This is a genomic window from Novosphingobium sp. 9 (assembly GCF_025340265.1).
Lineage (GTDB): Bacteria > Pseudomonadota > Alphaproteobacteria > Sphingomonadales > Sphingomonadaceae > Novosphingobium.
In genome coordinates this window covers 2,980,242-3,001,897 of the sequence record NZ_CP022707.1, presented here as the reverse complement: position 1 = coordinate 3,001,897, position 21,656 = coordinate 2,980,242, and the positions used below count along the sequence as shown (strand labels likewise).

Sequence of the window (21,656 nt, the reverse complement as noted above, 5' to 3'; positions counted from 1 at the left end):
CGCCACTTTCACCGCCTTCGACTTCCTTACTGCGACTTGACCTTGACCCGCGCGCGCCTCGCTGGCGCGCTCGGACGACGAATGACCCGCTGACGTTGCTGTCATGACCCGGAACTCCGTCTTGAACATGTTTGCACCCATGGCCGCAGCGCGGAACGGGCACCCACCAACCTTTCGCAAAGCAAAAACAATCCCGTGCCGCAAACGCGAGTTCGCAGCGCCCGTTTCCTGTTTCTGACTTGATTCTGGTCGGTGATTCCCCGGCACGTTCCGCAACGGCCGAGGTCCTTTTAGGGAGCGCTTGAGCCGGGGCGCAATACGGTCCTCCCCAAATAAAAAAAATTATCGCGGTTGACTCATGTCATCTGACGGAAATCTGCGATTGTGGAAAATTATCTCAATTTTTCATGTGCTTGGAATTAGTCCGATTCCGAATCACAAAAGTGGACACGGGGAATCGGCGGGTTTCCTTACATTTCGAAGACAACGCACCTGCAGCATCGCAGACGCAAAAAAACGGAGCTGAAGATCGCTCTCCAGCTCCGTTCTCTATCCGTACCTGTCCCGCTGCCGGAGCAACGGTCAGCGCGTGGATCGTCGGTCCCGAATCACCCGTCCGTTTCCGGACGGCGGCGAATCAGAGAGCGGCGACGCGCTTGGTGAGGCGCGACATCTTGCGCGCCACGGTGTTCTTGTGGAGCACGCCGCGCGCAACACCACGTGCCAGCTCGGGCTGCGCTTCCTTGAGCGCGGCAGCGGCGGCGGTCTTGTCGCCACCCTCGAGCGCCGCTTCGACCTTCTTCACGAAGGTGCGGATGCGGCTGAGACGGTTGGTGTTGATGAGCGCACGGCGGTCGTTGCGACGGATGCGCTTGCGGGCTTGCGGCGTATTGGCCATCGAAAATCCTCGTATCTGGCCGCCGGGCGGCCCCTGCCTGGTTGATCCGGTATGGCGAGCTGTCTCGCCGGAAAGCGCGCCCCTTACCGATGGTGGGGGTTTTCGTCAAGCGCCGGGATGACCGGAAAGTGGACCGAAACCCGCCTACTTCTGGCATTTCCGGCACCAGAAGGTGCTGCGTCCGCCCTGAACGAAGCGCAGAATCGGGGCGCCGCAGCCGCAGGCCAGCCCTTCGCGCCCATAGACCTGCCAGGACGCCGCGAAATAGCCCAGTTCGCCGCTCGGCTGGGCGTAATCCTTGATCGTGGAGCCGCCTGCCGCGATCGATTCGGACAGGACGGCGCGAATCGCGGGCACGAGTCGCTCCAGCGCCGCACGGCTGACCTTGCCTGCCGCCTTGTCCGGGCGGATGCCGGAGCGGAACAGCGCCTCGCAGACATAGATATTGCCGAGCCCTGCCACGACGGTCTGATCGAGCAGCATCTGCTTGACCGGGGCGAGCCGTCCGGCGAACGCGGTGTGGAGGTGGAGCGCGGTCAGGCCATCGCCCAGCGGTTCCGGGCCGAGCGCGGCGAACGGCCCCCAGCTATCGAGCGCGGCGGTCTCGACCAGATCGACCGAGCCGAATCGCCGCGCGTCGTTCAGGGCGAGGATATGGCCCGAGCCTGTCTCCAGCACGAGGTGATCGTGCTTGTCGGGCTTCTCGGGCTCGATCCGCCAGCGCCCGGACATGCCGAGGTGGAACACCATGGTGCGCTCGCGGTCGGTCTCGATCAGGCCGTACTTGGCGCGCCTGCCCATGCCCGTCACCCGCGCGCCGGTGAGCGTCTGGACGAGATCGGCAGGGAAGGGGCGGCGCAGGTCCGCGCGGTTCAGCGTGACACGGGCGATCCGCTCGCCATCGAGGAAGCGTGCAAGGCCGCGCACGGTGGTTTCGACTTCGGGAAGTTCTGGCATCGTGGGGCGCTATATAAGGTGTGGCCCGGCCTCGGCCAGATCGTGTGGAGGGGTGGTTGCCGGAAGCAGGATAAGGCCCGTCGGGCATTTTCCGGCAAACGCTGCCCGCCCCCTTTGCTCCCGCGCCAAACCCGCCTAAGGCATCCCGCATGAGCGAAAAGGTTTCCTTCGGTTACGAAGACATCGACCCCGAGGAGAAGGAAGGGCGCGTCGGCGCGATCTTCTCTTCCGTCGCACGCAAGTACGACGTGATGAACGATGCCATGTCGGGCGGCATGCACCGTTTGTGGAAGGACAAGTTCGTGCGCCGGGTGAAGCCGCGCGAAGGCGAGCAGATCCTCGACATGGCAGGCGGCACCGGCGACATCGCCTTCCGCATGGCGGCGCACGGCGCCTCGATCACCGTCTCGGACATCAATCAGGACATGCTCGACGTCGGCATCGAGCGGGCGATGGACCGCGGGCTCGACAGCCTCGTATGGTCGCGACAGAACGCCGAGGAACTGACTTTCGAAAACCGCATCTTCGATGCCTACACGATTGCTTTCGGCATCCGTAACGTCACCCATGTCCAGCAGGCGCTGGGCGAGGCGCACCGCGTGCTCAAGTTCGGCGGGCGTTTCTTCTGCCTTGAGTTCTCGACCACCGAGTGGCCGGGCTTCAAGGAAGTCTACGATGCCTATTCGCACAAGCTGGTGCCCAAGCTGGGCAGCATGATCGCAGGCGATGCCGAATCGTACCGCTATCTGATCGAATCGATCCGCCGCTTCCCGCCCATGCCCGAGTTCGAGGGCATGATCCGCAAGGCCGGTTTCAAGCACACCAAGGTCGAGCCGATTCTGGGTGGTCTGGTCGCGATCCATTCGGGCTGGAAGGTCTGACGGCACCGGCATGACGCCCCGCATCACGCATTTCTGGCGCCTCTATCGCTGGGGCCGCATCCTCGCGCGGCACGGCGCACTGCGCGGCATCGAGAACGACCGCAACGCACCGATGACGGTCAAGCGGCTGTGCCGTCTTGCCCGCTTCGGCACGCGCCAGCCTGCCGAGCCCGATTACGCGGGGGCGTTTCAGGAGATCGGCCCCGCCGCGATCAAGCTGGGGCAGGCGCTGGCAACCCGTCCCGATCTCGTCGGCGAGGGCCCCGCGCGCAACCTGTTGCTGTTGCAGGACAGCCTGCCGCCGGTGCCCTTCGCAGACATCAGGACGCGGATCGAGAGCAGCTTCGGCCGCCCGATCGGTGAAGTCTACGCCAGCATCGAGGAAGAGCCGGTGGGCGCCGCCTCGATCGCGCAGGTCCACCGTGCGGTAACGCGCGACGGTCGCGCGGTGGCGGTCAAGGTGCTGCGCCCCGGTATCCGCGAGCAGTTCTCGCGCGATGTCGAGACCTATGAGTGGGCGGCGGCGCATCTCGAAGCTTTCGGGGCGGAGGCCGCGCGCCTGCGCCCGCGTGCGGTGATCGCCAATCTCAAGCGCTGGACCCTGCGCGAGTTCGATCTGCGCCGCGAAGCCGCCTCGGCCTCCGAACTGGCCGACGTGATGGAGGGGATCGAGGGCTACCGCGTCCCCGATATCGACTGGGACCGCACGGCAGGTTCGGTGCTGACGCTCGAATGGATCGACGGCATCAAGATGAGCCAGGTCGAGGCGCTGCGGGCCGCAGGGCATGATATGCCCGCGCTGGCGCGGCGGCTGGTGCTGACCTTCCTGACGCAGGCGATTTCGGCGGGGTTCTTCCACGCCGACATGCATCAGGGCAACCTGTTCGTGAAAGGCACGCCCGAGGCGCCCGAGATCGTCGCGATCGATTTCGGCATCATGGGGCGGATCAACCGGCAGGCGCGGCTGTGGCTGGCCGAGATCCTCTATGGCCTGACCACCGGCAACTATCGCCGCGTGGCCGAGATCCACTTCGAGGCGCAGTACGTGCCGAGCTACCACACGGTGGAAGAGTTCGCGACCGCGCTGCGCGCCGTGGGCGAGCCGATGCGCGGCAAGCCGGTGTCCGAACTGTCGGTCGGCGCGATGCTCGACGGCCTTTTCGCGATCACCCGCGATTTCGACATGCAGGTCCAGCCGCATCTGCTGCTGCTGCAAAAGACGATGGTGATGGTCGAAGGCCTCGCCACCGCGCTCGATCCGCAGATCAACATGTGGGACGTTGCCAGCCCCTTCGTGAAGGAATGGCTGCGTGACGAACTCGGCCCCGAGGCGAAGATTGCCGACCGCCTGCGCGAAGACCTGAACCTGCTGATGCGCCTGCCCGATCTGGTGCGCCGCATCGAAGAGAAGTTCCCGCCCAAGGGCGGCGCGCCCGAACAGGCGCCGCTGCCCGAGGTCGAACTGGTCTGGGACCGCATGATGGCCCGTCGCCGCGAGGGCACGCGCTGGCCCGCCTACGCCGCCTCGGTGATCGCCGGTGGCCTCGCGACCTGGGGCGTGCTGGCGTGGATGCACTGGGGCTGACGGTGCCGCCGGGTGCGCGCACCCGGCGGCCATTGCTCTCCCTTCGCGCCTGAGGCACAAGCCAAAGCCATGAGCGGTCCCGGATTCTCCTCGTCGTCGGCGGCGGTATTGCGGCCTACAAGGCCTGCGAACTGGTGCGTGCCATTCGCAAGGAAGGCGGCTCCGTCACCTGTGTCGTCACCGAGGCGGGGACGCAGTTCGTCACACCGCTCAGCCTTGGCGCGCTTTCCGAAAGACCGGTCTATACCACGCTGTTCGACCTCAAGAACGAGGTCGAGATGGGGCATATCCAGCTCAGCCGCGAGGCCGATCTGGTGGTGGTGTGCCCAGCGACGGCGGATATGATGGCCAAGATGGCGCACGGCATTGCCGACGATCTGGCGACCACGCTGCTGCTCGCCACCGACAAGCCGGTGCTGGCGGTCCCTGCGATGAACGTGCGCATGTGGCAGCACGCGGCGACGACCCGCAACGTGCAGGTGCTGCGCAGCGCGGGCGTCGACGTGATGGAGCCTGACGAGGGCACGATGGCCTGCGGCGAATATGGTCCCGGTCGTCTGCCCGATCCCGACAAGATCTGGCAGCGCATCGCCTGGAGTCTGGGCCTTGGCCCGGTGGACATCGCACCGGTGCCGGGTGGTGAGGAGGTGCAGGCGGGGAGCGGTCTGGGAGGCCTCACCTCAGCGCACGTCGGTCGCGTTGTGGCACAACCTGCACCGGTGGGCCGCGATTCGCTGCTGGCGGCCAAGGGCGAGGCGCGCGGCGCGGCATCGAGCGATCCCGGCGCGATCGACTTGTTCATTCCGCCTGCCGACGGGCCGCTCAGCGGACGCCATGTGCTCGTGACCGCCGGGCCGACGCATGAGCCGATCGACCCGGTGCGCTACATCGCCAACCGCTCGTCGGGCAAACAGGGCTTCGCCATCGCCGCTGCCGCTGCGCAGGCGGGCGCGCACGTGACGCTGGTCGCAGGCCCCGTCACGCTGTCGACCCCGCCGGGCGTGACCCGTGTGGACGTGGAAAGCGCGCGCGAGATGCTCGCAGCGGTCGAGGCGGCGCTGCCTGCCGACATCGCGGTGATGGTCGCCGCCGTGGCCGACTGGCGCACGGCGGAAGTTTCCGGCCAGAAGATCAAGAAGCAGGGGGAGGCCGCGAATCGTGTGCCGCCGCCGCTGGTGCTGGCCGAGAACCCGGATATCCTCGCCACGCTCTGTGCCTCGCCGCGCCGTCCCGCGCTGGTGGTGGGCTTCGCGGCAGAGACCAACGATGTGCTCTCCCATGCCGCCGCCAAGCGGGCGCGCAAGGGCGCCGACTGGATCGTCGCCAACGATGTCTCGGGCGATGTCATGGGCGGCGATGCCAATACCGTGCATATCGTGTCCGGCGAAGGCGTGCTGAGCCTGCCGGAAATGCCCAAGGGCGAAGTCGCCCGCGCGCTCATTGCCCGAATTGCCGAAACGATTTCAGACACAAGAAGGACGAGCGATGCACACCCCTGACAATATCCCGTGCGCGTGAAAGTGCTGGAGCACGGGCAGGGGCTGGCGCTGCCGGTCTATGCCACCAGCGGGGCGGCGGGCATGGACGTGGTCTCGGCCGAGGACGTGACGCTGGCTCCCGGCGCGCGCCATGCGGTCGCCACCGGCCTGGCCTTCGCGATCCCGCACGGCTTCGAGATCCAGGTGCGCCCACGCTCCGGCCTCGCGCTCAAGCACGGGATCAGCGTGCCCAATGCGCCGGGCACCATCGATTCGGACTATCGCGGCGAACTGAAGGTGATCCTCATCAACCACGGCGCCGAGCCCTTCGCCATCGTGCGCGGCGACCGCGTGGCGCAGCTGGTGCTGGCGCCCGTCAGCCGGGCCAGCTGGATGGAAGTCGAGGAACTGGACGCGACCGATCGCGGCGAGGGCGGCTTCGGCTCGACCGGCGGCGTGGTCGCGCTGGGGAACTGAAGAACCGGGACGGCTGAGCGCCGAAAAGCGCTCTTACCCGGCGAACTTGCTCGCCATCGGGATCGCGATCACCAGAAACAGCACCAGCCCGCCGAGCGCGAGGATCAGGCACCCGGCGCGGTTGGGGCGGCGCTCGGGGTCGTGCCCGGTCGGGCTGTCGTTGGTCGGGCTATTGTTGGTTTCGTCGGTCATGCAAAGCCCCTGTCGCTGAGGGGCGCCTAATCGAAGGCGCTCCACCAGCCGATGCCGATAGCCTGCGTGAAGTGGCGGTCAAGGCCCGGTGACGTTCCTGTAACAGTCCCAGCCGAGCTGATCGCTAAGGTTCAGTCGCGCTTCTTGTCGCGGGTGCTGTCCGTATCGCCTCTTGGGCGGCCCTTGCGGTGGTGGCGCAGGCCCCACCAGCCGAGCCCGCCGATGCCGAAGGCCACGGCCAGCCCTTGCCCGATGGCGGTGAACGCGGCGCTCAGCGCGCCTATCGTCACGCCCCAGAAGAGCTGCGAGAGGATGGCCATGAAATTGTACATCTGCTCTGTCCGCGTCGGGCCTGCTCGTTTCCGGGCAGTCTGACTGGCGCTCTCCTGTTGCCCCGAAATGTCGCCTCACCGCATGCGGGGCCAATGTGGCCGCAACACGGCAGGGGCGTATCATGACCTTTCATGTAGGTCGCCACCGTCTGCTCCAAAAGAGCGCCTGTTCAAAAAGAGAGCAGGCAAACAAAAAGGACGGGCCCGCCTCGTCAACGGACCCGTCCCTCGGTGTCTCCCGCTTCGCAGGGGGAGCCTGTCAGTTACTTTTTCTCTGGCGCCACCGTAATGCGCACGGTCTCCCCAGAGTTCCCAGGAAATCCGGTAAACATCGCGTCGACCAGATTCGGGACCAGATACTGCAGGCGATTGGAGGTCGAAAGCGCCTCGGCATGGCCTTCGAAAAGGCGCTGTCCGTCAACGGCACGGTCGATCTTCAGCGAAATCTTGCTGGTGTAGATGGTGTAGGACTGCACGCCGCCGTCAAACCACGGGTCGTACATGCCAAAGCGCCACGGGCCACCCCAGCCGCCGCCCCAGCCACCGAAGCGCCCCCAGCCGCCGCGATAGCCGTACCACGGGCCGAAGTAGGGCGAAGGCGAGCTCTGCACGCGCTCACGGCCATCGTCGACGCCGTAGCTGAAGCGCACGATCATCGTCGCCTTGGCGGGGTCCTGCACCGGGGCATAGCCCAGCTTGGTCAGGTGATCGGTCACGACACCGGCGTACTGCGCGAATTCCAGACCGCCGACCAGCTTGGGATCGTCGGCGACGACCGCGAAAGTCTGGCCTTCGGGCGTCGGCAACTGGGTGCGGAAGCGCGACACGTCGGCATGGAAGGGCGCAGCGCAGGCGGCCACGGCCATGAACAGCATGGCGGCGGCGAACAGCCTCAGCCTTGCCAGCGGGGAATTGGTATCACTTTTCATAATCCGGTCACTCCACGAGCCCGAAGAGCCCCATGAAACGCCTCCGCCGGGCGCGGCCCTCGATTCTTCCATGATGCCGTAAAATCAACGGGCTGAATAGCGCTTGAACGAAATGGAAATGCGACAGGCCGAGCTAGTGCGCTCACCATCTGTTCAGCGCGAACGACCAGTCCGCAGGCATCTTGAGCAGGTGGGCACTATGTAGGAATAAGGGGGCACGATGACGAGTCCCGTAGCCCTTATTTCGCTGGCGACCGGCAAGGTCCGTCCATTCCGCAATGCCGATGAGCCGAGCGCCATCGCCAAGGTGCCGGTGACGGGGGCTGTGCGCGTGACGTTTCTCGGGCTGGAGGGTGACGAGCAGGCCGATCTGTCGGTCCATGGCGGGCACGACAAGGCGATCCACCACTATCCCCACGATCACTACGCCTTCTGGCGCGAGGCGATCGGCGATCACGGCCATCTCGCGATGCCGGGCGCGTTCGGGGAGAATGTGTCCACCACGGGGCTCACCGAAGGCGAGGTCTGCATCGGCGATCGCTGGCGGCTGGGCAGCGCGCTGGTCGAGGTCAGCCAGGGGCGCCAGCCGTGCTGGAAGCTCGACCACCGCTTCGACGGCGCGCGGGTCAACGCCGCGATGATCCGCACGCGCCGCCCCGGCTGGTACTACCGCGTGATCGAGGAGGGCGAGGCGGTCGCCGGAGAGCCGATGACGCTGGTCGCGCGCCCATGCCCCGACTGGAGCGTGGCCCGCGTGTTCGGCCTCTTGATCGCAGGCGACCACAAGACCGACCGCGCCGGGCTGGAAGCGCTGGGCGCGGTGTCGATGCTGGCAGAGCCGTGGAAGCGCCGCCGGGTGAAGCTGCTGGGGTGAAGGACTTTTAGCCTTTAGCGTTACGGCTGCTCTGTGGGCGGTGCGTAGAGAACGACGCCATATCGATAGGCCAGTTTGGCATTGCCTTTGACCCGGTCGCCGGGGCGGCTGACTTCGATATGGATCGGCCTGTCGATCCGGGTCATCAGGATGCCGAGGAAATCGTAACGTTTGAGGCCGTTGGGCTCGGATGCCGTTTCGATATGCAAGGCTAAATCATCTGCCCGTGTGCTGTAATGGCGAAGCATTACATCGTTGCCGAAAACCTTCCGTACGGCGCTTACGATAAACGCAGCCTCGGCTGGTTCCAGCGTTACGGGGACAGGCGGCAGGTTTGCGATCGATGGTGTCGAAGCGGACATGGTGGAATGATGCGCCTTGTCCGGTTCGATCACAAGTCTGCCTGCCTCCCGCCTAGCCTCAGCCCCGAACCAGCCCCAGCGCCTCGTAAGTGCGCTCCAGCGTCGGCACGGCGAGCGCGCGGGCCTTTTCGGCGCCCTTGCGCAAGATCGCGTCGAGGGCGGTGCGGTCCTGGCGCAGTTCCACGAAGCGCGCGTTGATCGGCGCGAGGCGCTCCACCAGCAGTTCGCCCAGCGCAGGCTTGAACGTGCCGAAGCCCGCACCGCCGAAATCCGTCAGGATCTGCTCGATGGTCGAGCCCGACATCGCAGCATAGATCGCCACGAGGTTCTTCGCCTCGGCCCGGCCTTCGAGCCCGGCGATCTCCGAGGGCAGCGGTTCGGGATCGGTCTTGGCCTTCTTGACCTTCTGCATGATCGTGTCGGCATCGTCGGTCAGGTTGATGCGGCTCATGTCCGATGGGTCGGACTTGCTCATCTTGCCCGAGGCATCGCGCAGCGACATGATCCGCGCGGCTTCGGGCGGGATCATCGGTGCGGGCAGGGTGAACACCGGGTTCTCTTCAGACGCGAAGTCGTTGTTGAACTTCTGCGCGATGTCGCGCGCCAGTTCGAGGTGCTGCTTCTGGTCCTCGCCCACCGGAACGTGGGTGGACTGGTAGAGCAGCACGTCGGCGGCCTGGAGCACCGGATAGGTGTAGAGCGCCACCGAGGCCCCCTCGCGGTTCTTGCCCGCCTTGTCCTTCCACTGCGTCATGCGGTTCAGCCAGCCGGTGCGCGCGGTGCCGTTGAGCAGCCATTGCAGCTCGGCGTGCTGGGGGACCTGCGCCTGGTTGAACAGGATCGAGCGGTCGGGATCGAGCCCGCAGGCGACCAGCGCCGCCACCATCTCGCGCGTGTTGGCCGACAGCGTGGCCGGATCGTGCGGCATCGAGATCGCGTGGAGATCGGCCAGGAAGTAGAGGCAGGTGCCGCCTTGCGCGGAAATCTCGTCCTGCATGAGCACCCAGTTGCGAATCGCCCCAAGGTAGTTGCCGAGGTGGAGATTGCCGGTGGGCTGGATGCCGGAGAGGATACGCATGGGTGGTTCGCTTCTTCTTCTATGTGTCTGTCGTCTGGGTGCGGGCGTCTGAGTGTCAGGCGTTCAGGCGCGGCGGCGCCGCAGCAGGGCGAGGTCGTCGCGGGTGAAGGCGCCCGAAAGCACGGTGGCGAGGCCATAGACCACGCAGCCCGCGCCGACCAGTACCGCCAGCGCAAGGCCGCGCACCAGCCACGTTCCGTGGGTATAGGGCATCATCCAGTCCTGCGCGAACCACAGCGCCGCGCCCATCAGCAGCGCGGCGACGGCAAGGCGCGGGGCACGGCGGCGCAGGCGCGCATCGGCCTGGAAATGCCCGCGCCGCACCAGCGTGAGGTAGAGCATCAGGACATTGACCGTGGACGACAGCGCGGTCGCCAGCGGCGGCCCCATGTGCTGGAGCGGCACGATCAGTGCGAGGTTCAGTGCGATATTGAGTCCGATCGAGATCATCGCGTAGCGCACCGGCGTCTTGGTGTCCTGCCGGGCGTAGAAGCCGGGGGTCAGCACCTTGACGAGGATGTAGCTGGGCAGGCCGATCGAGAACGCGGCAAGCGCCTGTGCGGTGCGGGTGACGTCGGTGGGATCGAACTTGCCGTAGCCGAACAGCGCGGCGGCGATCGGGCGGCCGCACAGCACCAGCGCCACGCAGGCGGGCAGGGTGAGCAGCAGCGCCAGTTCCATGCCGCGGTTCTGCGTGGTCATCGCGTCGGCCTCCTGCCCTGCGCCCAGCTGGCGCGAGATCGTGGGTAGCAGCACGGTGCCAAGGCCGATGCCGATCAGGCCCAGCGGCAACTGGTTCAGGCGGTCGGCCATGTAGATGTACGTGACCGAGCCGTGGGCGAGGAAACCGGCGGCGAGGAAGTTCGAGATCACGAGGTTGATCTGCATCGCGCCTGCCCCGGCAGCGGCGGGCCAGATCAGCGCCAGCAGCTTCTTCACGTCGGCATTCCACACCGGCAGGCGCAGCCGCATCGAGACGCCGTTGGCGCGGCAGGCCCACATCAGCCAGCCCAGCTGGAGCGCGCCGGACACCGAGACGCCGATCGCCTGGTTGCGCGCGGTCATCAGCTGTTCGTGGCTGTGGAAGGCCAGCAGCGCGACGATCAGGGTGAGGTTCAGCAGGATCGGCGCGGCGGCATTGACCCAGAACTTGTTCATCGAATTGAGCACGCTGCCGAACAGCGATGTCAGGCTGATGAAGCCGAGATAGGGGATCGTCAGACGGCTGAGTTCCACCGCGAAGTCGAACTGGGCAGGCGTGACGCCGTTGAAGCCGCCCGACAGCGCCAGCGTGATCGGCCAGGCGAGCACTTCGAGCAGCACCGTCATCGCCAGCAGCACCGGCAGCAGCACCGACAGCGCCTGTTCGGCAAAGGTGATGCCTGCTTTCAGGCCGGGGCCGTCCGGGTCGGCGGCCTTCTGGTTGAACAGCGGGATGAACGCCGAGGCGAAGGCCCCTTCGGCGAACAGCGAGCGGAACATGTTGGGCAGCCGGAAGGCGAGCAGGAAGGCGTCCGAGGCGAAACCGGCGCCGACATAGCGGGCGAACAGGCTGTCGCGCAGCAGGCCGAGCACGCGGCTGATCAGAGTGAGCCCGCCGACACCGGCAAGCGATTTCGCCAGATTCATCGGGTCAGGCTCATGAGGTCTGACGGGTTTCCGTCGGAAAAGGGCGCCGGGGCATCATCGCTGAAACCCCGGCGGTGTCAGGTCAGGCGTGGCCGGCCACGTCGCCGCCGGCCTGCTGTGCGGCAAGCTGCTGGGCGTAGAGGCCGTTGAAGTCGATCGGCTCCAGCAGCAGCGGCGGGAAACCGGCATCGCGCACGGCATCGGCCACCACGCGGCGGGCGAACGGGAACAGGATGCGCGGCGCTTCGGCGAACAGGAACGCGTGGGCCTGGCCTTCCTGCAGGTTGCGCATGCCGACCAGCGCGCCATAGGCGAGGTCGACGACATAGGCGGTGCCCGCATCGGCGCGCGCGGTGGCGGTGATCTTCAGTTCGACCTCATGCACTTCATCGGTCTCGATGGCGCGCGAGGAGATGTTGAACTGCACGTCTACCTGCGGCGCGTCCTGCCACTGGAAGCTCTGCGGCGCGTTCGGGTTCTCGACCGAGAGATCCTTGACGTATTGGGCGATAAGGCCCGCCACCGGCTGGTTGTCGGCGTCGAGATTGAGATCGGAAAGGACGTTGCCTTCGTCGGCCATGAGGTTCGATTCCCGCTGGATTGCAGTTAGGTCAGCCGGCGCGACTAGAGCATTTTGCGCAGGCTTGGAACACTGTTGCGCGCATTTTCCCGATGAATCGCCAAGAAACAACCGGCGCGATACGGGAACCTGCATGGCTTTCGTGCGCTGTGCATTATCGAAAAACACTACGGGCAACTGCGCTCACGCGTTGTTCATTTGTCAAGCGTACCTATGTGGGGCTATGAAGACTCGTCCGGGAACTCGGTACTGATCCCGGAAGCGCACCTGAGGAAGGGTGCGATTTTACAGGCCGTGCGGGCGGGATGCCCAGCCATCCTCAGCTGCCCGCGCGGGACAGAAGGGATGGTTTTGCTGCCGTGACTGTGGAAATCGTGATTCTGGCCATGATCGCCGCCTTCCTGGGGCTGCGTCTCTACTCGGTGCTGGGGCGCCGTGCCGAGCACGAGGAAGAGCCGATCCAGGGGCGCTTCCAGGAGCCGCGCGGCCCCGCCGGTGCGCCGCGCCTGCCGCTTCCGGTCCGCCATCAGGACAAGACCCCGGCCGAGCGTGCCGCCTCCGCTGCTCGCCCCGACATGCCGCGCGTCTCCGCCTCGGTTGAGCGCGGACTGGTGGCGATCGCGGGCGCCGATCGCGGTTTCGATGCCGCCGCCTTTGTCGAAGGCGCGCGCGGTGCCTATCGCATGATCCTCGAAGCCTTCTGGAAGGGCGACAAGGCCGAACTGCGCAGCCTGTGCGACGATGACGTCTATGCCAGCTTCGCGGCTGCCATCGATGCCCGCGCCGAGGCTGGCGAGGTGATGGACAACCGCCTGATCCGTATCGAGGAAAGCGCCATCACCGGCGCCGAGATCGACAGCGGCTATGCGCGCATCACCGTGCGCTTCCAGTCGGACGTCGCTGCGGTCACCCGCAATGCCGAAGGCCATGTGGTGGCAGGCTCGCTCGACGATGCCATCGATTCGATCGACGTGTGGACTTTCGCGCGCAACGTCAATTCGCCCGCGCCCGACTGGCTGCTCGACGAAACCGACGAGGGTTAAGGGCTGAGGGCTGCGAGTTGGGGGCGCTGGCCGATTGGGGGTGCGCCTGACGTACAATTTCGGAAATTACCGAGCGGGTCGCCTTGGGCGGCCCGCTGCGTTTGTGGGAACAGGGAATGACAGGGGCAACCGGCGCCATGAGATCGACGATGCAGGCGCGCTACGGGCGAGCCGACGATAAGGCCTCAATCGCCAAGCCGACGATCCGCAAGGGCATTGCTGCCGCACTGCTGGCGCTGCTGGCCTCGTGCGGGCATATCGTGCCGCCGGGCGGTCCTTCGACCACGCCGCCGCCGTCGAAGCCGCTTCCGCCGCCGCCTGCCAATGCGCTGTCGGTGGGCGTCGCCGCCGGGCCTCTGGTCGCCGCGCTGCCGATGGAGGCTGCCGATGCCGCCGCCGCGCTTGCCTCGTTCAGGGAGAGCTGCCCGCGGCTTATGGCGCGTACCGATGTCAGCGGACTGACGCATCCGCAGGACTGGCAACCGGCCTGCGCCGCAGCGGCGACATGGGTACCGGCGCAGGCACCGCAGTTCTTCGCGCAGTATTTCGAGGCCGACCGGGTGGGGCCGGGCACGGCCTTCGCCACCGGGTACTTCGAGCCGGAGATCGCCGGATCGCGCACCCATGTTCCGGGCTACGACACGCCGGTCTACGCAATGCCTTCCGATCTGGTGCGCGCAAAGCCGGGAGACGCCACGCCGTCCGCCAGCGGGCAGATGCCGCTGGGGCGCTACGACGAGACGGGGCAGTTCGTGCCCTATTTCGACCGCACCCAGATCGAGAACGGCGCGCTGGCCGGGCGCGGGCTGGAAATCGCCTGGGTTCAGGACCCGGTCGCGTTCTTCTTCCTGCAGGTTCAGGGATCGGGGCGTCTTGTCGGGCCGGACGGCGCAGTGATGCGCATCGGCTATGCCGGGCAGAACGGCTGGCCCTATACCGGCATCGGCTCGGTGATGGCGCAGCAGGGGCTGATCGGCACCGGGCCGGGGCAATACCCCGGATCGATGCAGGGGATCGTGCGCTATATCCACGATCACCCCGAAGAGGGGCGCCTGCTGATGCAGCAGAACCGGTCATGGGTGTTCTTTGCCGAGCGCGTGGGCGATGGGCCGCTCGGTGCGCTGGGCGTGCCGGTGCGCGGACACGTCTCGGTCGCGGCAGACCCGCAGTTCGTGCCGCTGGGCGCGCCGGTCTGGCTCGATCTCGACCGCCGCGAGGCGAGCGGGGTGTGGGTGGCGCAGGACACCGGCGGCGCGATCAAGGGCGCGAACCGCTTCGACACGTTCTGGGGCGCAGGTGCGCAGGCGACGGTAACGGCAGGCGGGATGAGCGGCCATGGCCGGGCGCTGCTGCTGCTGCCGGTCGGTACGCTCGCGCGGCTTCAGGCTGCTGGGCAGGTCTCGGGCGGTCAGGTCTTAGGCGGGCAGGCAGGACACTGATGTGAAACGGCCGGGGCGGAACCTGACGGCACAGGAAGCGGAAGACTGGGCACGCGTCGCGCGCTCGGTGACGCCGCTTGCCCTGCGCCGCAAGAAGGTGGTCGCCAGAACGCCGTCCGCGCCGCCTGCAGAGGTGCCGGTCATGGTCATGCCGGCGGATATCCCCCTCAAGCCCGCCCGCAAGGTGAAGGGCCGGGTGCCGCCGCCGCTCGCGCCCAAACCGGTGCCGGTGAAGCTCGCGGCAAAGACCGAACCGCAACTCCATCTCGACGGGTCGTGGGAGCGGCGCATCGCCAAGGGTACGCTGATGCCCGATTTTAGCCTCGACCTGCACGGATCGAACCTGGAGAGCGCCTATGCGCGGCTGATGCTGGGTCTGGCGCAGGCGCGGGCGATGGGCGCGCGCGTGGTGCTCGTGGTGACGGGAAAGGCGCGCCCGGTCGATGCGATGGACCGGGGCGACCGGCGCGGGGCGATCCGCGCCAAGATCGTCGACTGGCTGGGGGCGAGCGAGCATGCCGGGCAGATTGTCGCGATCCGCAGCGCGCACCGCCGCCATGGCGGGGCAGGCGCGCTGTACGTGGTGCTCAGGAAATCACAGTAATCGAGCGAGGTCGTCCGCGCCGTCATCAGCCGGGCGGGCGGTCCTGAATCTCGTAGGCGAACCAGCTTTCCACGCCGTAATCGTAGACCTGCACGGTGCGGTCGCGCACTTCGGCGGCGTAGAAATGGCCGCTGCCCCGGTCATAGCCCTTGGCATTGGGGCCGACGATCTCGAACGAGATGAAGGCCTGATCGCCCTCGTCGCGCAGTTCGGGAAGGATACCGCCGAACTTCGCGGCGCGATCTCCATCGAAGCCCTGAAGGCGATCGACCCGCGCCTCGGCGGCGATTTCGCGGTCGCGCTGTTCCGAATGATCGTAAAGCCCGGCGACTTTTTCTCCCGAATGAAAGGCATAGGTGGCGGCGGCGAGCATGGCGCGGGTGTGTGGCTGCATGCCTGCGATGTGGGGGCAGGGGGCAAAGGAGGCAAGGGGGAGGCAAAAGGTGGGGAGGGGCCGGGCAAGATTTGCCGGAGGCCCCCTCTTGCGTCATCCCAGCGCAGGCTGGGATCGCTCTCAAATTCGCGCCAGGCACATGACGATCCCAGCCTGCGCTGGGATGACGCTGTGATTAGCGCTGTGCGTGATATCCGCCTATTCGTCTGCCCAAGGCGCGCGCTATTCTTGTCAGAAAATGACTATATCAGCTGAAACGCGCGTGAAGGTCGCTGGCGACTTCGGCATTTCTGGTCAGCGCGAAAGTCATGGGGCCTGCGCGTCGCAGCGATTGGCAAATCCAGATCGCGTTGTCTTCGCAATAGTTGCGCAGTTCGTGGAAGTTTTCGTCTCGATAGGCGAAGCGGTGGAAGTCCGAAATAGTGTTGCTCATGCTCCGCGATATAATGCATTTGCACGAAATTTTCAACCCGAGGCGCCGCGCAACATATTTCCGGGGCGCTATGATCCTGCTGAAACGCCCGTCGCAGCGGGCGCGCTGGCGGCCGTGCGCCGCTCGGCGATCACGGTGAGTTCGTTGCGGGTGATCGCGTTGTCGGGCTCGTCCACCTGCGATTCGCGATAGGCCTTTTCGGCGCCGTCGAGATCGCCCTGATCGATCAGGATATAGCCCAGGCCCCGCCAGGCGGCGGCGCGGGCGTGGGTGACGCCCTGCCGGTCTTCGGCCGTGCCGCCCTCCAGCCAGTGCGAGGCATCGATCGCTGCCTGATAGCTGGCGCGCGCGGCGGTCACGTCGCCGCTCTCGCGCTGGGCATAGCCCAGTTCGACGAGGAACTGCGGGTTGTAGGGCGCCAGCGCATGCAGCGCCTCCAGCGTCACCAGCGCGTCGGTCTTGCGGCCCAATTCGGTCTGGGCATAGGCGGTGAAGAAATAGGCCTGACAGACGTAGCCGGGCAGGATCGTGGGCAGCTTGCCCTCGCGCGTGGCCATGTCGTCGTAGAGCTTCCATTCCGGCTCGCTCATCGCGCAAAAGGCGCTGCCCTTGCCGTCCCCCTTGGCGCGGGCGGCATCGGCGAGCTTGCTGAAAGCCGCAAGCTGCGGTTCGATCGCGGCGATGCCCTTTTCCGGCTCCTTCTTGTCGAACATCAGCGATACCGCGCGCTGGACGGCCTGCTGTGCGGGATCGGCGGGCGGGGCCTGCTGCGGGGTTTCGGCAGCGCAGGCCAGCGACGTGCCCAGGCTGCCGGCGAGGGCCAGGGTCAGGGCCAGCGTCACGCCGCTCTTCCAGATCGTGTGCCGCATCAAGCCGTCTCCTGTCGTTTGCGTCTTCCGGCGATGCTAACCCCAGCCGATGGTGCGCGACAAGCGGTTGTGCATCGGCGACGGGGCGCGCGCGCACGGTTCGCCGGTAGGACGCGAAAACGAGCGCAAGACCGATTTGGTCCGCGCCCGTTTCCGTCATGGGGCTTGTTCCCCTTTTACTCATTCGATTCGCGGCACCCGCCTCAGGCGGTGACGGCTTCCTTCTGGGCCTGGAAGGCCTGCGCGATCTCGCCCGGTGCCTCGTTGCGGATCAGGTAGTCGAAGGCGGACAGCGCGGCCTTCGATCCCTCGCCCATGGCGATGATGATCTGCTTGTAGGGCACCGTGGTCGCATCGCCTGCGGCGAACACGCCGGGCAGGTTGGTCGCGGCCTTGGCATCGATCACGATCTCGCCGTGCTTGGTCAGCTCGATCCCGGAGTCCTTGAGCCATTCGGTGTTGGGCACCAGACCGATCTGGACGAACACGCCTTCCAGCTCGATGCGGGTATCCTCGCCACTGGCGCGGTCCTTGTAGATGAGGCCGTTCACCTTGCTGCCGTCACCGGTGACTTCGGTGGTCTGGGCATTGGTGAGCACCACGACGTTCGCCATCGAGCGCAGCTTGGTCTGCAGCACCTGATCGGCGCGCAGTTCGGTGCCGAACTCGATCAGCGTGACATGGCCGACGATGTTGGCCAGATCGATCGCCGCTTCGACGCCCGAGTTGCCGCCGCCGATCACCGCCACGCGCTTGCCCTTGAACAGCGGGCCGTCACAGTGCGGGCAATAGGCCACGCCCTTGTTCTTGTACTCGGCCTCACCGGGGACGCCCAGATTGCGCCAGCGGGCGCCGGTGGTGAGGATGAGCGCACGGGCCTTCAGCGAGGCGCCGTTCTCGAACACGACCTCGTGATAGCCGCCCAGTTCCCTGGCTGGGATCAGCTTTTCGGCGCGCAGCAGGTTCATCGCGTCGATGTCGTACTCGGCGATATGCGCTTCCAGCGCACCGGCGAGCTTGGGGCCTTCGGTGTAGGGGATCGAGATGAAGTTCTCGATGCCCATGGTGTCCTGCACCTGACCGCCCATGCGCTCGGCAGCGATGCCGGTGCGAAAGCCCTTGCGCGCGGCATAGATCGCAGCGGACGCGCCAGCCGGGCCGCCGCCGATCACCAGCGCCTCGAACGGCGCCTTTTCTGCAAGCTTGGCGGCGGCCTTGGCCGAAGCCCCGGTGTCGAGCTTGGCGAGGATTTCCTCGACGCTCATCTTGCCCGAGCCCCACATCTTGCCGTCCAGGAAGACGGCGGGCACGGCCATCACACCGCGTTCCTCGACCTCGGCCTGGAACGTGCCGCCCTCGACCAGCGTAGCGGTGACGCGCGGGTTGTTCAGCGCCATCAGCGTCAGCGCCTGCACCACGTCGGGGCAGTTGTGGCACGAGAGCGAGAAGTACATCTCGAAATTGTAGTCACCGTCGAGCGCGCGGATCTGCTCCAGCACTTCGTCGGAAACCTTGGGGGATGGCCGCCTGCCCACAGCAGGGCGAGCACCAGCGAGGTGAATTCGTGGCCGAGCGGCAGCCCTGCGAAGCGCACGGCGGCATCCGGGTTGGACGCGCGGCGGATCAGGAAGCTGGGCTTGCGGGCATCGGTGCCGTCGAAAGTGGCCGTAACCTTGTCCGAGAGCGAGGCGATGGTGGTCAGCAGCTCGCGGGTCTCGGCTGATTTCGCCGAAGTTTGGGCATCGTCGCCGAGAGAGGCGACCAGCTCGATCGGCTCGCGCAGCATGGCGAGATATTGCGAGAGCTGTTGCTTCAGGGTGGCGTCGAGCATGTGAGGTTCCTTAATAAGTTGGGGCGGATGTCCGCCAGACCGTGCGCCCCAACCGCAAAAACCTCGTCATTCCCGCGCAAGCGGGAATCCAGCTCCAGCGCTCTCCTGTAGGGCGAACCTCAGGAGCTGGACCCCCGCTTGCGCGGGGGTGACGAAGGTTTGTTGGGCTTGCACAGATCCAGTCGGATCAGTTCAAATCAGATCTTGCCGACGAGGTCGAGCGAGGGAGCGAGGGTTTCCGAACCTTCTTCCCACTTGGCCGGGCAGACCTGGCCGGGGTGCTCGCGCCAGTACTTGGCGGCCTTGATCTTGCGGACGAGTTCCTTGGCGTTGCGGCCCACGCCCTCGGGGGTGATTTCGACCAGCTGGATCACGCCGTCCGGATCGACCACGAAGGTCGCGCGGTCGGCCAGGCCAACGCCTTCGCGCAGGACGCCGAAGTTGTTGGTCAGCGCGTGGTTCTGGTCACCCAGGAACGCGTACTTCAGCTTGCCGATGGTCTCCGAGGTGTCGTGCCAGGCCTTGTGGCTGAAGTGCGTGTCGGTCGAAACGCCGAACACTTCGACGCCGAGGCCCTGGAGCGTCTCGTACTGCTCGCCAAGGTCTTCCAGCTCGGTCGGGCACACGAAGGTGAAGTCGGCCGGGTAGAAGAAGAAGACGGCCCACTTGCCTGCGATGTCACCCTCGGTGACGTCGAAGAAGTCCTTGCCGGCCTGGAAGGCGGTGTTCTGGAACGGCTTGATGGTGCTGCCGACGATACCCATGGATATGCTCCCTTGTGTTGGGTGGTGTGAAACTGATGCGACGGAGATAGTCCGGCCGCGTGACGGTTTGTAGGGGCTTGATCCGATTGGCCTGATCGAAAGAGGCGATTACCCGATGGGTGATTGACCGGATGTTTCGATAAAACGGGGCAGGCCTTGGGACAAAGCGCCGGAAACTGCGGGGCAGGCGGCGAAATTAATTCAGAATTTACCAATTTTCCCCTACGCAGTGAATATTAGTGATCTTTCCGGGGCCTTTCGTCCGCCATGTCCACGGCCATTGCTGCATTTTCGGGACGTGGTGCGGTTGACGGTGGTCCCGTGCTCGGCAGCTGGTCGTGCGATCTGGGGCGCGAGAGGATCAGCTGGGACACCGGCGTCTATTCCATCTTCGGTATCGATCCCGGCCATCGGCTGGACCGGCGCGAGACGCTGGGCTTCTACGACGAGCCCTGCCGCGAAACGCTGGAGCGGGTGCGCGGCTCCGCGATTCTGGCGGCGCGTCCGTTCACGCTGGAGGCGCGCATCCGCCGCAACGACGGGCAGTGGCGCTGGATGCGGATCACCGCGATGCCGCAGGTGGTCGAAGGGCGAACGCTGGGCATCTACGGCGTCAAGCAGGACATCACCGCCGAGTGCGAGGAATGGGAAACGCTGCGCCGTCTGGCCTATCACGACGCGCTGACCGGCCTCGCCAACCGCACTGCCTTCCACGAGCGTTTCCTCGACCAGCCGCGCGGCGGGCAGGGGATGCAGGGGCTCGGCGCGCTGGTGCTGTTCGATCTCGACGGGTTCAAGGCGATCAACGATCGCTGGGGCCATCTGGCGGGCGATGCCTGTCTCGTCCATTTTGCCCGCCGCCTGCGCGCGCTGTTCCCCGATGCGGTGCAGATCGCCCGGCTCGGCGGAGACGAGTTCGCGGTGCTGCTGCGAAGCGACGCCCGCCGCGATCGCATCGCGCTGGCCGCCCGGCTGGCCCGCGCCGCCCCGCTGCTCGCCGCGCCGTTCCCCTGGCATGGCGAGATGGTGGCAATGGGCACCTCCAGCGGTTTCGCGCTGACGCCTGCAGGCGCCTTCGCCGATCCGGAGGAAATCTTCACCCACGCCGACGCCGTGCTCTATCGCGACAAGACGGCGCGGCGGGGGTAGGGGCACAGGCGTTACGGCTTGAGGCGGATGGAGACTCTCAACGGATCACGCTTGATCTCGAACATACCCGCCTTTTCAATCAGCGTGACCAACTTGGTGCAGCCGAAGGTTCGCGAATCAAAGTCAGGGGAGAGCATGTTCAGGCGCGCGCCGACTGAGCTCAGCGAATACCATCCGTCTGCGTCATCCAACTGTCCGAGAGCGGTTCTGATGAGGGGAATCGCTTTGGTGGGGGGCAGCTTTGCAGGCGCAGCGCCGGGCTTCTCGACAGGTTTGGCGCTGGCCGCCGCGACTTCCGCGACAGCTTCCGGAGGACACAGGTTCTCGGTGTAGATGAAGCGCTTGCAGGCCTGCCGGAAGCTTTTTGGCGTCTTCTGTTCGCCAAAGCCGTAGACGTCCACGCCCTGTTCGCGGATGCGCGCGGCGAGGCGGGTGAAGTCGCTGTCCGAGGTGACGAGGCAGAACCCGTCGAACCGCCCGGAATGCAGCAGGTCCATCGCATCGATCACCAGCGCGATGTCGGAGGCGTTCTTGCCCGCGACCGTCGCATAGTTCTGCTGCGGGATGATTGCGTGGGTGGAGAGCCGGCTTTCCCAGCCCTTGAGCTGCGGGCCGCTGAAATCGCCGTAGATGCGGCGCACGCTGGCCTCGCCGATCGTCGCGATTTCCTCGAACAGGCCGGTGGCGATACGGTGCGATGCATTCTCGGCGTCGATGAGGACGGCGAGCTTTTTCGGGCGGTCGGGATCGGAAGCCATGGCCCGGTTATGGACCATGGCCCGCATCGCTGTCTTAACCGGCGAGGTTAAAAGATGGAAATCGTGCGCGGTCGATGCCGCCCCGCGTTTGCCTCCCTTGCCTGTCCTTACTCGCGCCTG

23 protein-coding genes and 1 pseudogene are annotated in these 21,656 nt (G+C 66.1%); 9 read left to right on the top strand and 15 right to left on the bottom strand.

Going from position 1 to position 21,656, the window contains the following annotated elements:
- Window positions 1–637 precede the first annotated feature (637 nt).
- Together rpsT and mutM are read right to left on the bottom strand one after the other, a co-directional pair.
- The gene (gene rpsT / locus CI805_RS14640) at window positions 638–898 is read right to left on the bottom strand and encodes a 30S ribosomal protein S20 (protein ID WP_260924799.1); all 261 of its coding nucleotides are present in this window, start codon (window positions 896–898) and stop codon (window positions 638–640) included.
- A 144-nt stretch (window positions 899–1,042) separates the two neighbouring features.
- Entirely contained in the window at window positions 1,043–1,855 is an 813-nt protein-coding gene (gene mutM / locus CI805_RS14635; protein WP_260924797.1) for a bifunctional DNA-formamidopyrimidine glycosylase/DNA-(apurinic or apyrimidinic site) lyase, read from the bottom strand.
- 149 nt (window positions 1,856–2,004) lie between these two features.
- Between mutM and CI805_RS14630 the strand changes: the two genes are divergently transcribed.
- From CI805_RS14630 to dut, 4 genes are all read left to right on the top strand, one after another.
- Window positions 2,005–2,736, top strand: a complete 732-nt coding sequence (locus tag CI805_RS14630; protein WP_260924795.1) for a class I SAM-dependent methyltransferase — start codon at window positions 2,005–2,007, stop codon at window positions 2,734–2,736.
- Window positions 2,737–2,746: 10 nt separating this feature from the next.
- The gene (gene ubiB, locus CI805_RS14625; RefSeq protein ID WP_260924793.1) at window positions 2,747–4,321 is read left to right on the top strand and encodes a 2-polyprenylphenol 6-hydroxylase; all 1,575 of its coding nucleotides are present in this window, start codon (window positions 2,747–2,749) and stop codon (window positions 4,319–4,321) included.
- A 134-nt stretch (window positions 4,322–4,455) separates the two neighbouring features.
- Entirely contained in the window at window positions 4,456–5,820 is a 1,365-nt protein-coding gene (locus tag CI805_RS14620; RefSeq protein WP_260924787.1) for a bifunctional phosphopantothenoylcysteine decarboxylase/phosphopantothenate synthase, read from the top strand.
- 9 nt (window positions 5,821–5,829) lie between these two features.
- Window positions 5,830–6,276, top strand: a complete 447-nt coding sequence (gene dut, locus CI805_RS14615; protein WP_260924786.1) for a dUTP diphosphatase — start codon at window positions 5,830–5,832, stop codon at window positions 6,274–6,276.
- Window positions 6,277–6,309: 33 nt separating this feature from the next.
- Here the strand turns inward: dut and CI805_RS14610 are convergent, their stop codons facing one another.
- The 3 genes from CI805_RS14610 to CI805_RS14600 all read right to left on the bottom strand — a co-directional run bounded on the left by CI805_RS14610 (window position 6,310) and on the right by CI805_RS14600 (window position 7,729).
- A complete protein-coding gene (locus CI805_RS14610) occupies window positions 6,310–6,468 on the bottom strand; it encodes a hypothetical protein (protein WP_260924785.1) in 159 nt (52 codons plus the stop codon).
- Between the two features lie 131 nt (window positions 6,469–6,599).
- On the bottom strand, window positions 6,600–6,800 hold the full coding sequence (locus tag CI805_RS14605; protein ID WP_260924784.1) for a hypothetical protein: 201 nt from the start codon (window positions 6,798–6,800) through the stop codon (window positions 6,600–6,602).
- A 263-nt stretch (window positions 6,801–7,063) separates the two neighbouring features.
- The gene (locus CI805_RS14600; protein WP_260924783.1) at window positions 7,064–7,729 is read right to left on the bottom strand and encodes a DUF4136 domain-containing protein; all 666 of its coding nucleotides are present in this window, start codon (window positions 7,727–7,729) and stop codon (window positions 7,064–7,066) included.
- A 220-nt stretch (window positions 7,730–7,949) separates the two neighbouring features.
- Between CI805_RS14600 and CI805_RS14595 the strand changes: the two genes are divergently transcribed.
- Window positions 7,950–8,603, top strand: a complete 654-nt coding sequence (locus CI805_RS14595; protein ID WP_260924781.1) for an MOSC domain-containing protein — start codon at window positions 7,950–7,952, stop codon at window positions 8,601–8,603.
- A 20-nt stretch (window positions 8,604–8,623) separates the two neighbouring features.
- Here the strand turns inward: CI805_RS14595 and CI805_RS14590 are convergent, their stop codons facing one another.
- From CI805_RS14590 to secB, 4 genes are all read right to left on the bottom strand, one after another.
- The gene (locus tag CI805_RS14590; RefSeq protein WP_260924779.1) at window positions 8,624–8,998 is read right to left on the bottom strand and encodes a hypothetical protein; all 375 of its coding nucleotides are present in this window, start codon (window positions 8,996–8,998) and stop codon (window positions 8,624–8,626) included.
- 25 nt (window positions 8,999–9,023) lie between these two features.
- Window positions 9,024–10,043 carry a tryptophan--tRNA ligase gene (gene trpS, locus CI805_RS14585; protein WP_260924770.1) on the bottom strand — a complete coding sequence of 340 codons (1,020 nt, stop codon included), beginning with the start codon at window positions 10,041–10,043 and terminating at the stop codon, window positions 9,024–9,026.
- Between the two features lie 63 nt (window positions 10,044–10,106).
- The gene (gene murJ, locus CI805_RS14580) at window positions 10,107–11,672 is read right to left on the bottom strand and encodes a murein biosynthesis integral membrane protein MurJ (protein WP_260924768.1); all 1,566 of its coding nucleotides are present in this window, start codon (window positions 11,670–11,672) and stop codon (window positions 10,107–10,109) included.
- 82 nt (window positions 11,673–11,754) lie between these two features.
- Complete coding sequence (gene secB, locus CI805_RS14575; RefSeq protein WP_260924766.1) at window positions 11,755–12,252, bottom strand: protein-export chaperone SecB; 498 nt, start codon at window positions 12,250–12,252, stop codon at window positions 11,755–11,757.
- Between the two features lie 359 nt (window positions 12,253–12,611).
- Here secB and CI805_RS14570 point away from each other — a divergent pair, with 359 nt between their 5' ends.
- The 3 genes from CI805_RS14570 (at window position 12,612) to CI805_RS14560 (ending at window position 15,338) form a co-directional block, all read left to right on the top strand.
- Window positions 12,612–13,295 carry a Tim44/TimA family putative adaptor protein gene (locus CI805_RS14570; protein WP_260924764.1) on the top strand — a complete coding sequence of 228 codons (684 nt, stop codon included), beginning with the start codon at window positions 12,612–12,614 and terminating at the stop codon, window positions 13,293–13,295.
- A 137-nt stretch (window positions 13,296–13,432) separates the two neighbouring features.
- Window positions 13,433–14,734 (top strand): murein transglycosylase A, encoded by a 1,302-nt coding sequence (locus CI805_RS14565; protein ID WP_409934908.1) that lies wholly within the window; start codon window positions 13,433–13,435, stop codon window positions 14,732–14,734.
- 1 nt (window position 14,735) lies between these two features.
- Entirely contained in the window at window positions 14,736–15,338 is a 603-nt protein-coding gene (locus CI805_RS14560; RefSeq protein ID WP_260924762.1) for a Smr/MutS family protein, read from the top strand.
- Window positions 15,339–15,363: 25 nt separating this feature from the next.
- Here the strand turns inward: CI805_RS14560 and CI805_RS14555 are convergent, their stop codons facing one another.
- The 5 genes and pseudogenes from CI805_RS14555 to ahpC form a co-directional block, all read right to left on the bottom strand.
- A complete protein-coding gene (locus tag CI805_RS14555) occupies window positions 15,364–15,732 on the bottom strand; it encodes a hypothetical protein (RefSeq protein WP_260924760.1) in 369 nt (122 codons plus the stop codon).
- A 247-nt stretch (window positions 15,733–15,979) separates the two neighbouring features.
- Window positions 15,980–16,165 carry a hypothetical protein gene (locus CI805_RS14550; RefSeq protein WP_260924758.1) on the bottom strand — a complete coding sequence of 62 codons (186 nt, stop codon included), beginning with the start codon at window positions 16,163–16,165 and terminating at the stop codon, window positions 15,980–15,982.
- 68 nt (window positions 16,166–16,233) lie between these two features.
- Window positions 16,234–17,034, bottom strand: a complete 801-nt coding sequence (locus CI805_RS14545; protein ID WP_260924756.1) for a tetratricopeptide repeat protein — start codon at window positions 17,032–17,034, stop codon at window positions 16,234–16,236.
- 203 nt (window positions 17,035–17,237) lie between these two features.
- Window positions 17,238–18,865 (bottom strand): annotated as a pseudogene (gene ahpF / locus CI805_RS14540) (alkyl hydroperoxide reductase subunit F).
- Between the two features lie 197 nt (window positions 18,866–19,062).
- Window positions 19,063–19,629 carry an alkyl hydroperoxide reductase subunit C gene (ahpC, locus tag CI805_RS14535; RefSeq protein ID WP_260924754.1) on the bottom strand — a complete coding sequence of 189 codons (567 nt, stop codon included), beginning with the start codon at window positions 19,627–19,629 and terminating at the stop codon, window positions 19,063–19,065.
- A 267-nt stretch (window positions 19,630–19,896) separates the two neighbouring features.
- On the opposite strand from ahpC, the gene CI805_RS14525 reads away from it, so the two are divergent.
- Window positions 19,897–20,778: a GGDEF domain-containing protein gene (locus tag CI805_RS14525; protein ID WP_313958506.1), complete on the top strand. Its 882-nt coding sequence runs from the start codon at window positions 19,897–19,899 to the stop codon at window positions 20,776–20,778.
- Window positions 20,779–20,789: 11 nt separating this feature from the next.
- Here the strand turns inward: CI805_RS14525 and CI805_RS14520 are convergent, their stop codons facing one another.
- Window positions 20,790–21,536 (bottom strand): NYN domain-containing protein, encoded by a 747-nt coding sequence (locus tag CI805_RS14520; RefSeq protein ID WP_260924752.1) that lies wholly within the window; start codon window positions 21,534–21,536, stop codon window positions 20,790–20,792.
- Between the last annotated feature and the right edge of the window lie 120 nt (window positions 21,537–21,656).

Coding starts and splice junctions, on each gene's coding strand:
- rpsT (WP_260924799.1), bottom strand. CDS start 898: ATGGCCAATACGCCGCAAGCCCGCAAGCGCATCCGTCGCAACGACCGC.
- mutM (WP_260924797.1), bottom strand. CDS start 1,855: ATGCCAGAACTTCCCGAAGTCGAAACCACCGTGCGCGGCCTTGCACGC.
- CI805_RS14630 (WP_260924795.1), top strand. CDS start 2,005: ATGAGCGAAAAGGTTTCCTTCGGTTACGAAGACATCGACCCCGAGGAG.
- ubiB (WP_260924793.1), top strand. CDS start 2,747: ATGACGCCCCGCATCACGCATTTCTGGCGCCTCTATCGCTGGGGCCGC.
- CI805_RS14610 (WP_260924785.1), bottom strand. CDS start 6,468: ATGACCGACGAAACCAACAATAGCCCGACCAACGACAGCCCGACCGGG.
- CI805_RS14605 (WP_260924784.1), bottom strand. CDS start 6,800: ATGTACAATTTCATGGCCATCCTCTCGCAGCTCTTCTGGGGCGTGACG.
- CI805_RS14600 (WP_260924783.1), bottom strand. CDS start 7,729: ATGAAAAGTGATACCAATTCCCCGCTGGCAAGGCTGAGGCTGTTCGCC.
- CI805_RS14595 (WP_260924781.1), top strand. CDS start 7,950: ATGACGAGTCCCGTAGCCCTTATTTCGCTGGCGACCGGCAAGGTCCGT.
- trpS (WP_260924770.1), bottom strand. CDS start 10,043: ATGCGTATCCTCTCCGGCATCCAGCCCACCGGCAATCTCCACCTCGGC.
- murJ (WP_260924768.1), bottom strand. CDS start 11,672: ATGAATCTGGCGAAATCGCTTGCCGGTGTCGGCGGGCTCACTCTGATC.
- secB (WP_260924766.1), bottom strand. CDS start 12,252: ATGGCCGACGAAGGCAACGTCCTTTCCGATCTCAATCTCGACGCCGAC.
- CI805_RS14565 (WP_409934908.1), top strand. CDS start 13,433: ATGAGATCGACGATGCAGGCGCGCTACGGGCGAGCCGACGATAAGGCC.
- CI805_RS14555 (WP_260924760.1), bottom strand. CDS start 15,732: ATGCAGCCACACACCCGCGCCATGCTCGCCGCCGCCACCTATGCCTTT.
- CI805_RS14550 (WP_260924758.1), bottom strand. CDS start 16,165: ATGAGCAACACTATTTCGGACTTCCACCGCTTCGCCTATCGAGACGAA.
- CI805_RS14545 (WP_260924756.1), bottom strand. CDS start 17,034: ATGCGGCACACGATCTGGAAGAGCGGCGTGACGCTGGCCCTGACCCTG.
- ahpC (WP_260924754.1), bottom strand. CDS start 19,629: ATGGGTATCGTCGGCAGCACCATCAAGCCGTTCCAGAACACCGCCTTC.
- CI805_RS14525 (WP_313958506.1), top strand. CDS start 19,897: ATGTCCACGGCCATTGCTGCATTTTCGGGACGTGGTGCGGTTGACGGT.
- CI805_RS14520 (WP_260924752.1), bottom strand. CDS start 21,536: ATGGCTTCCGATCCCGACCGCCCGAAAAAGCTCGCCGTCCTCATCGAC.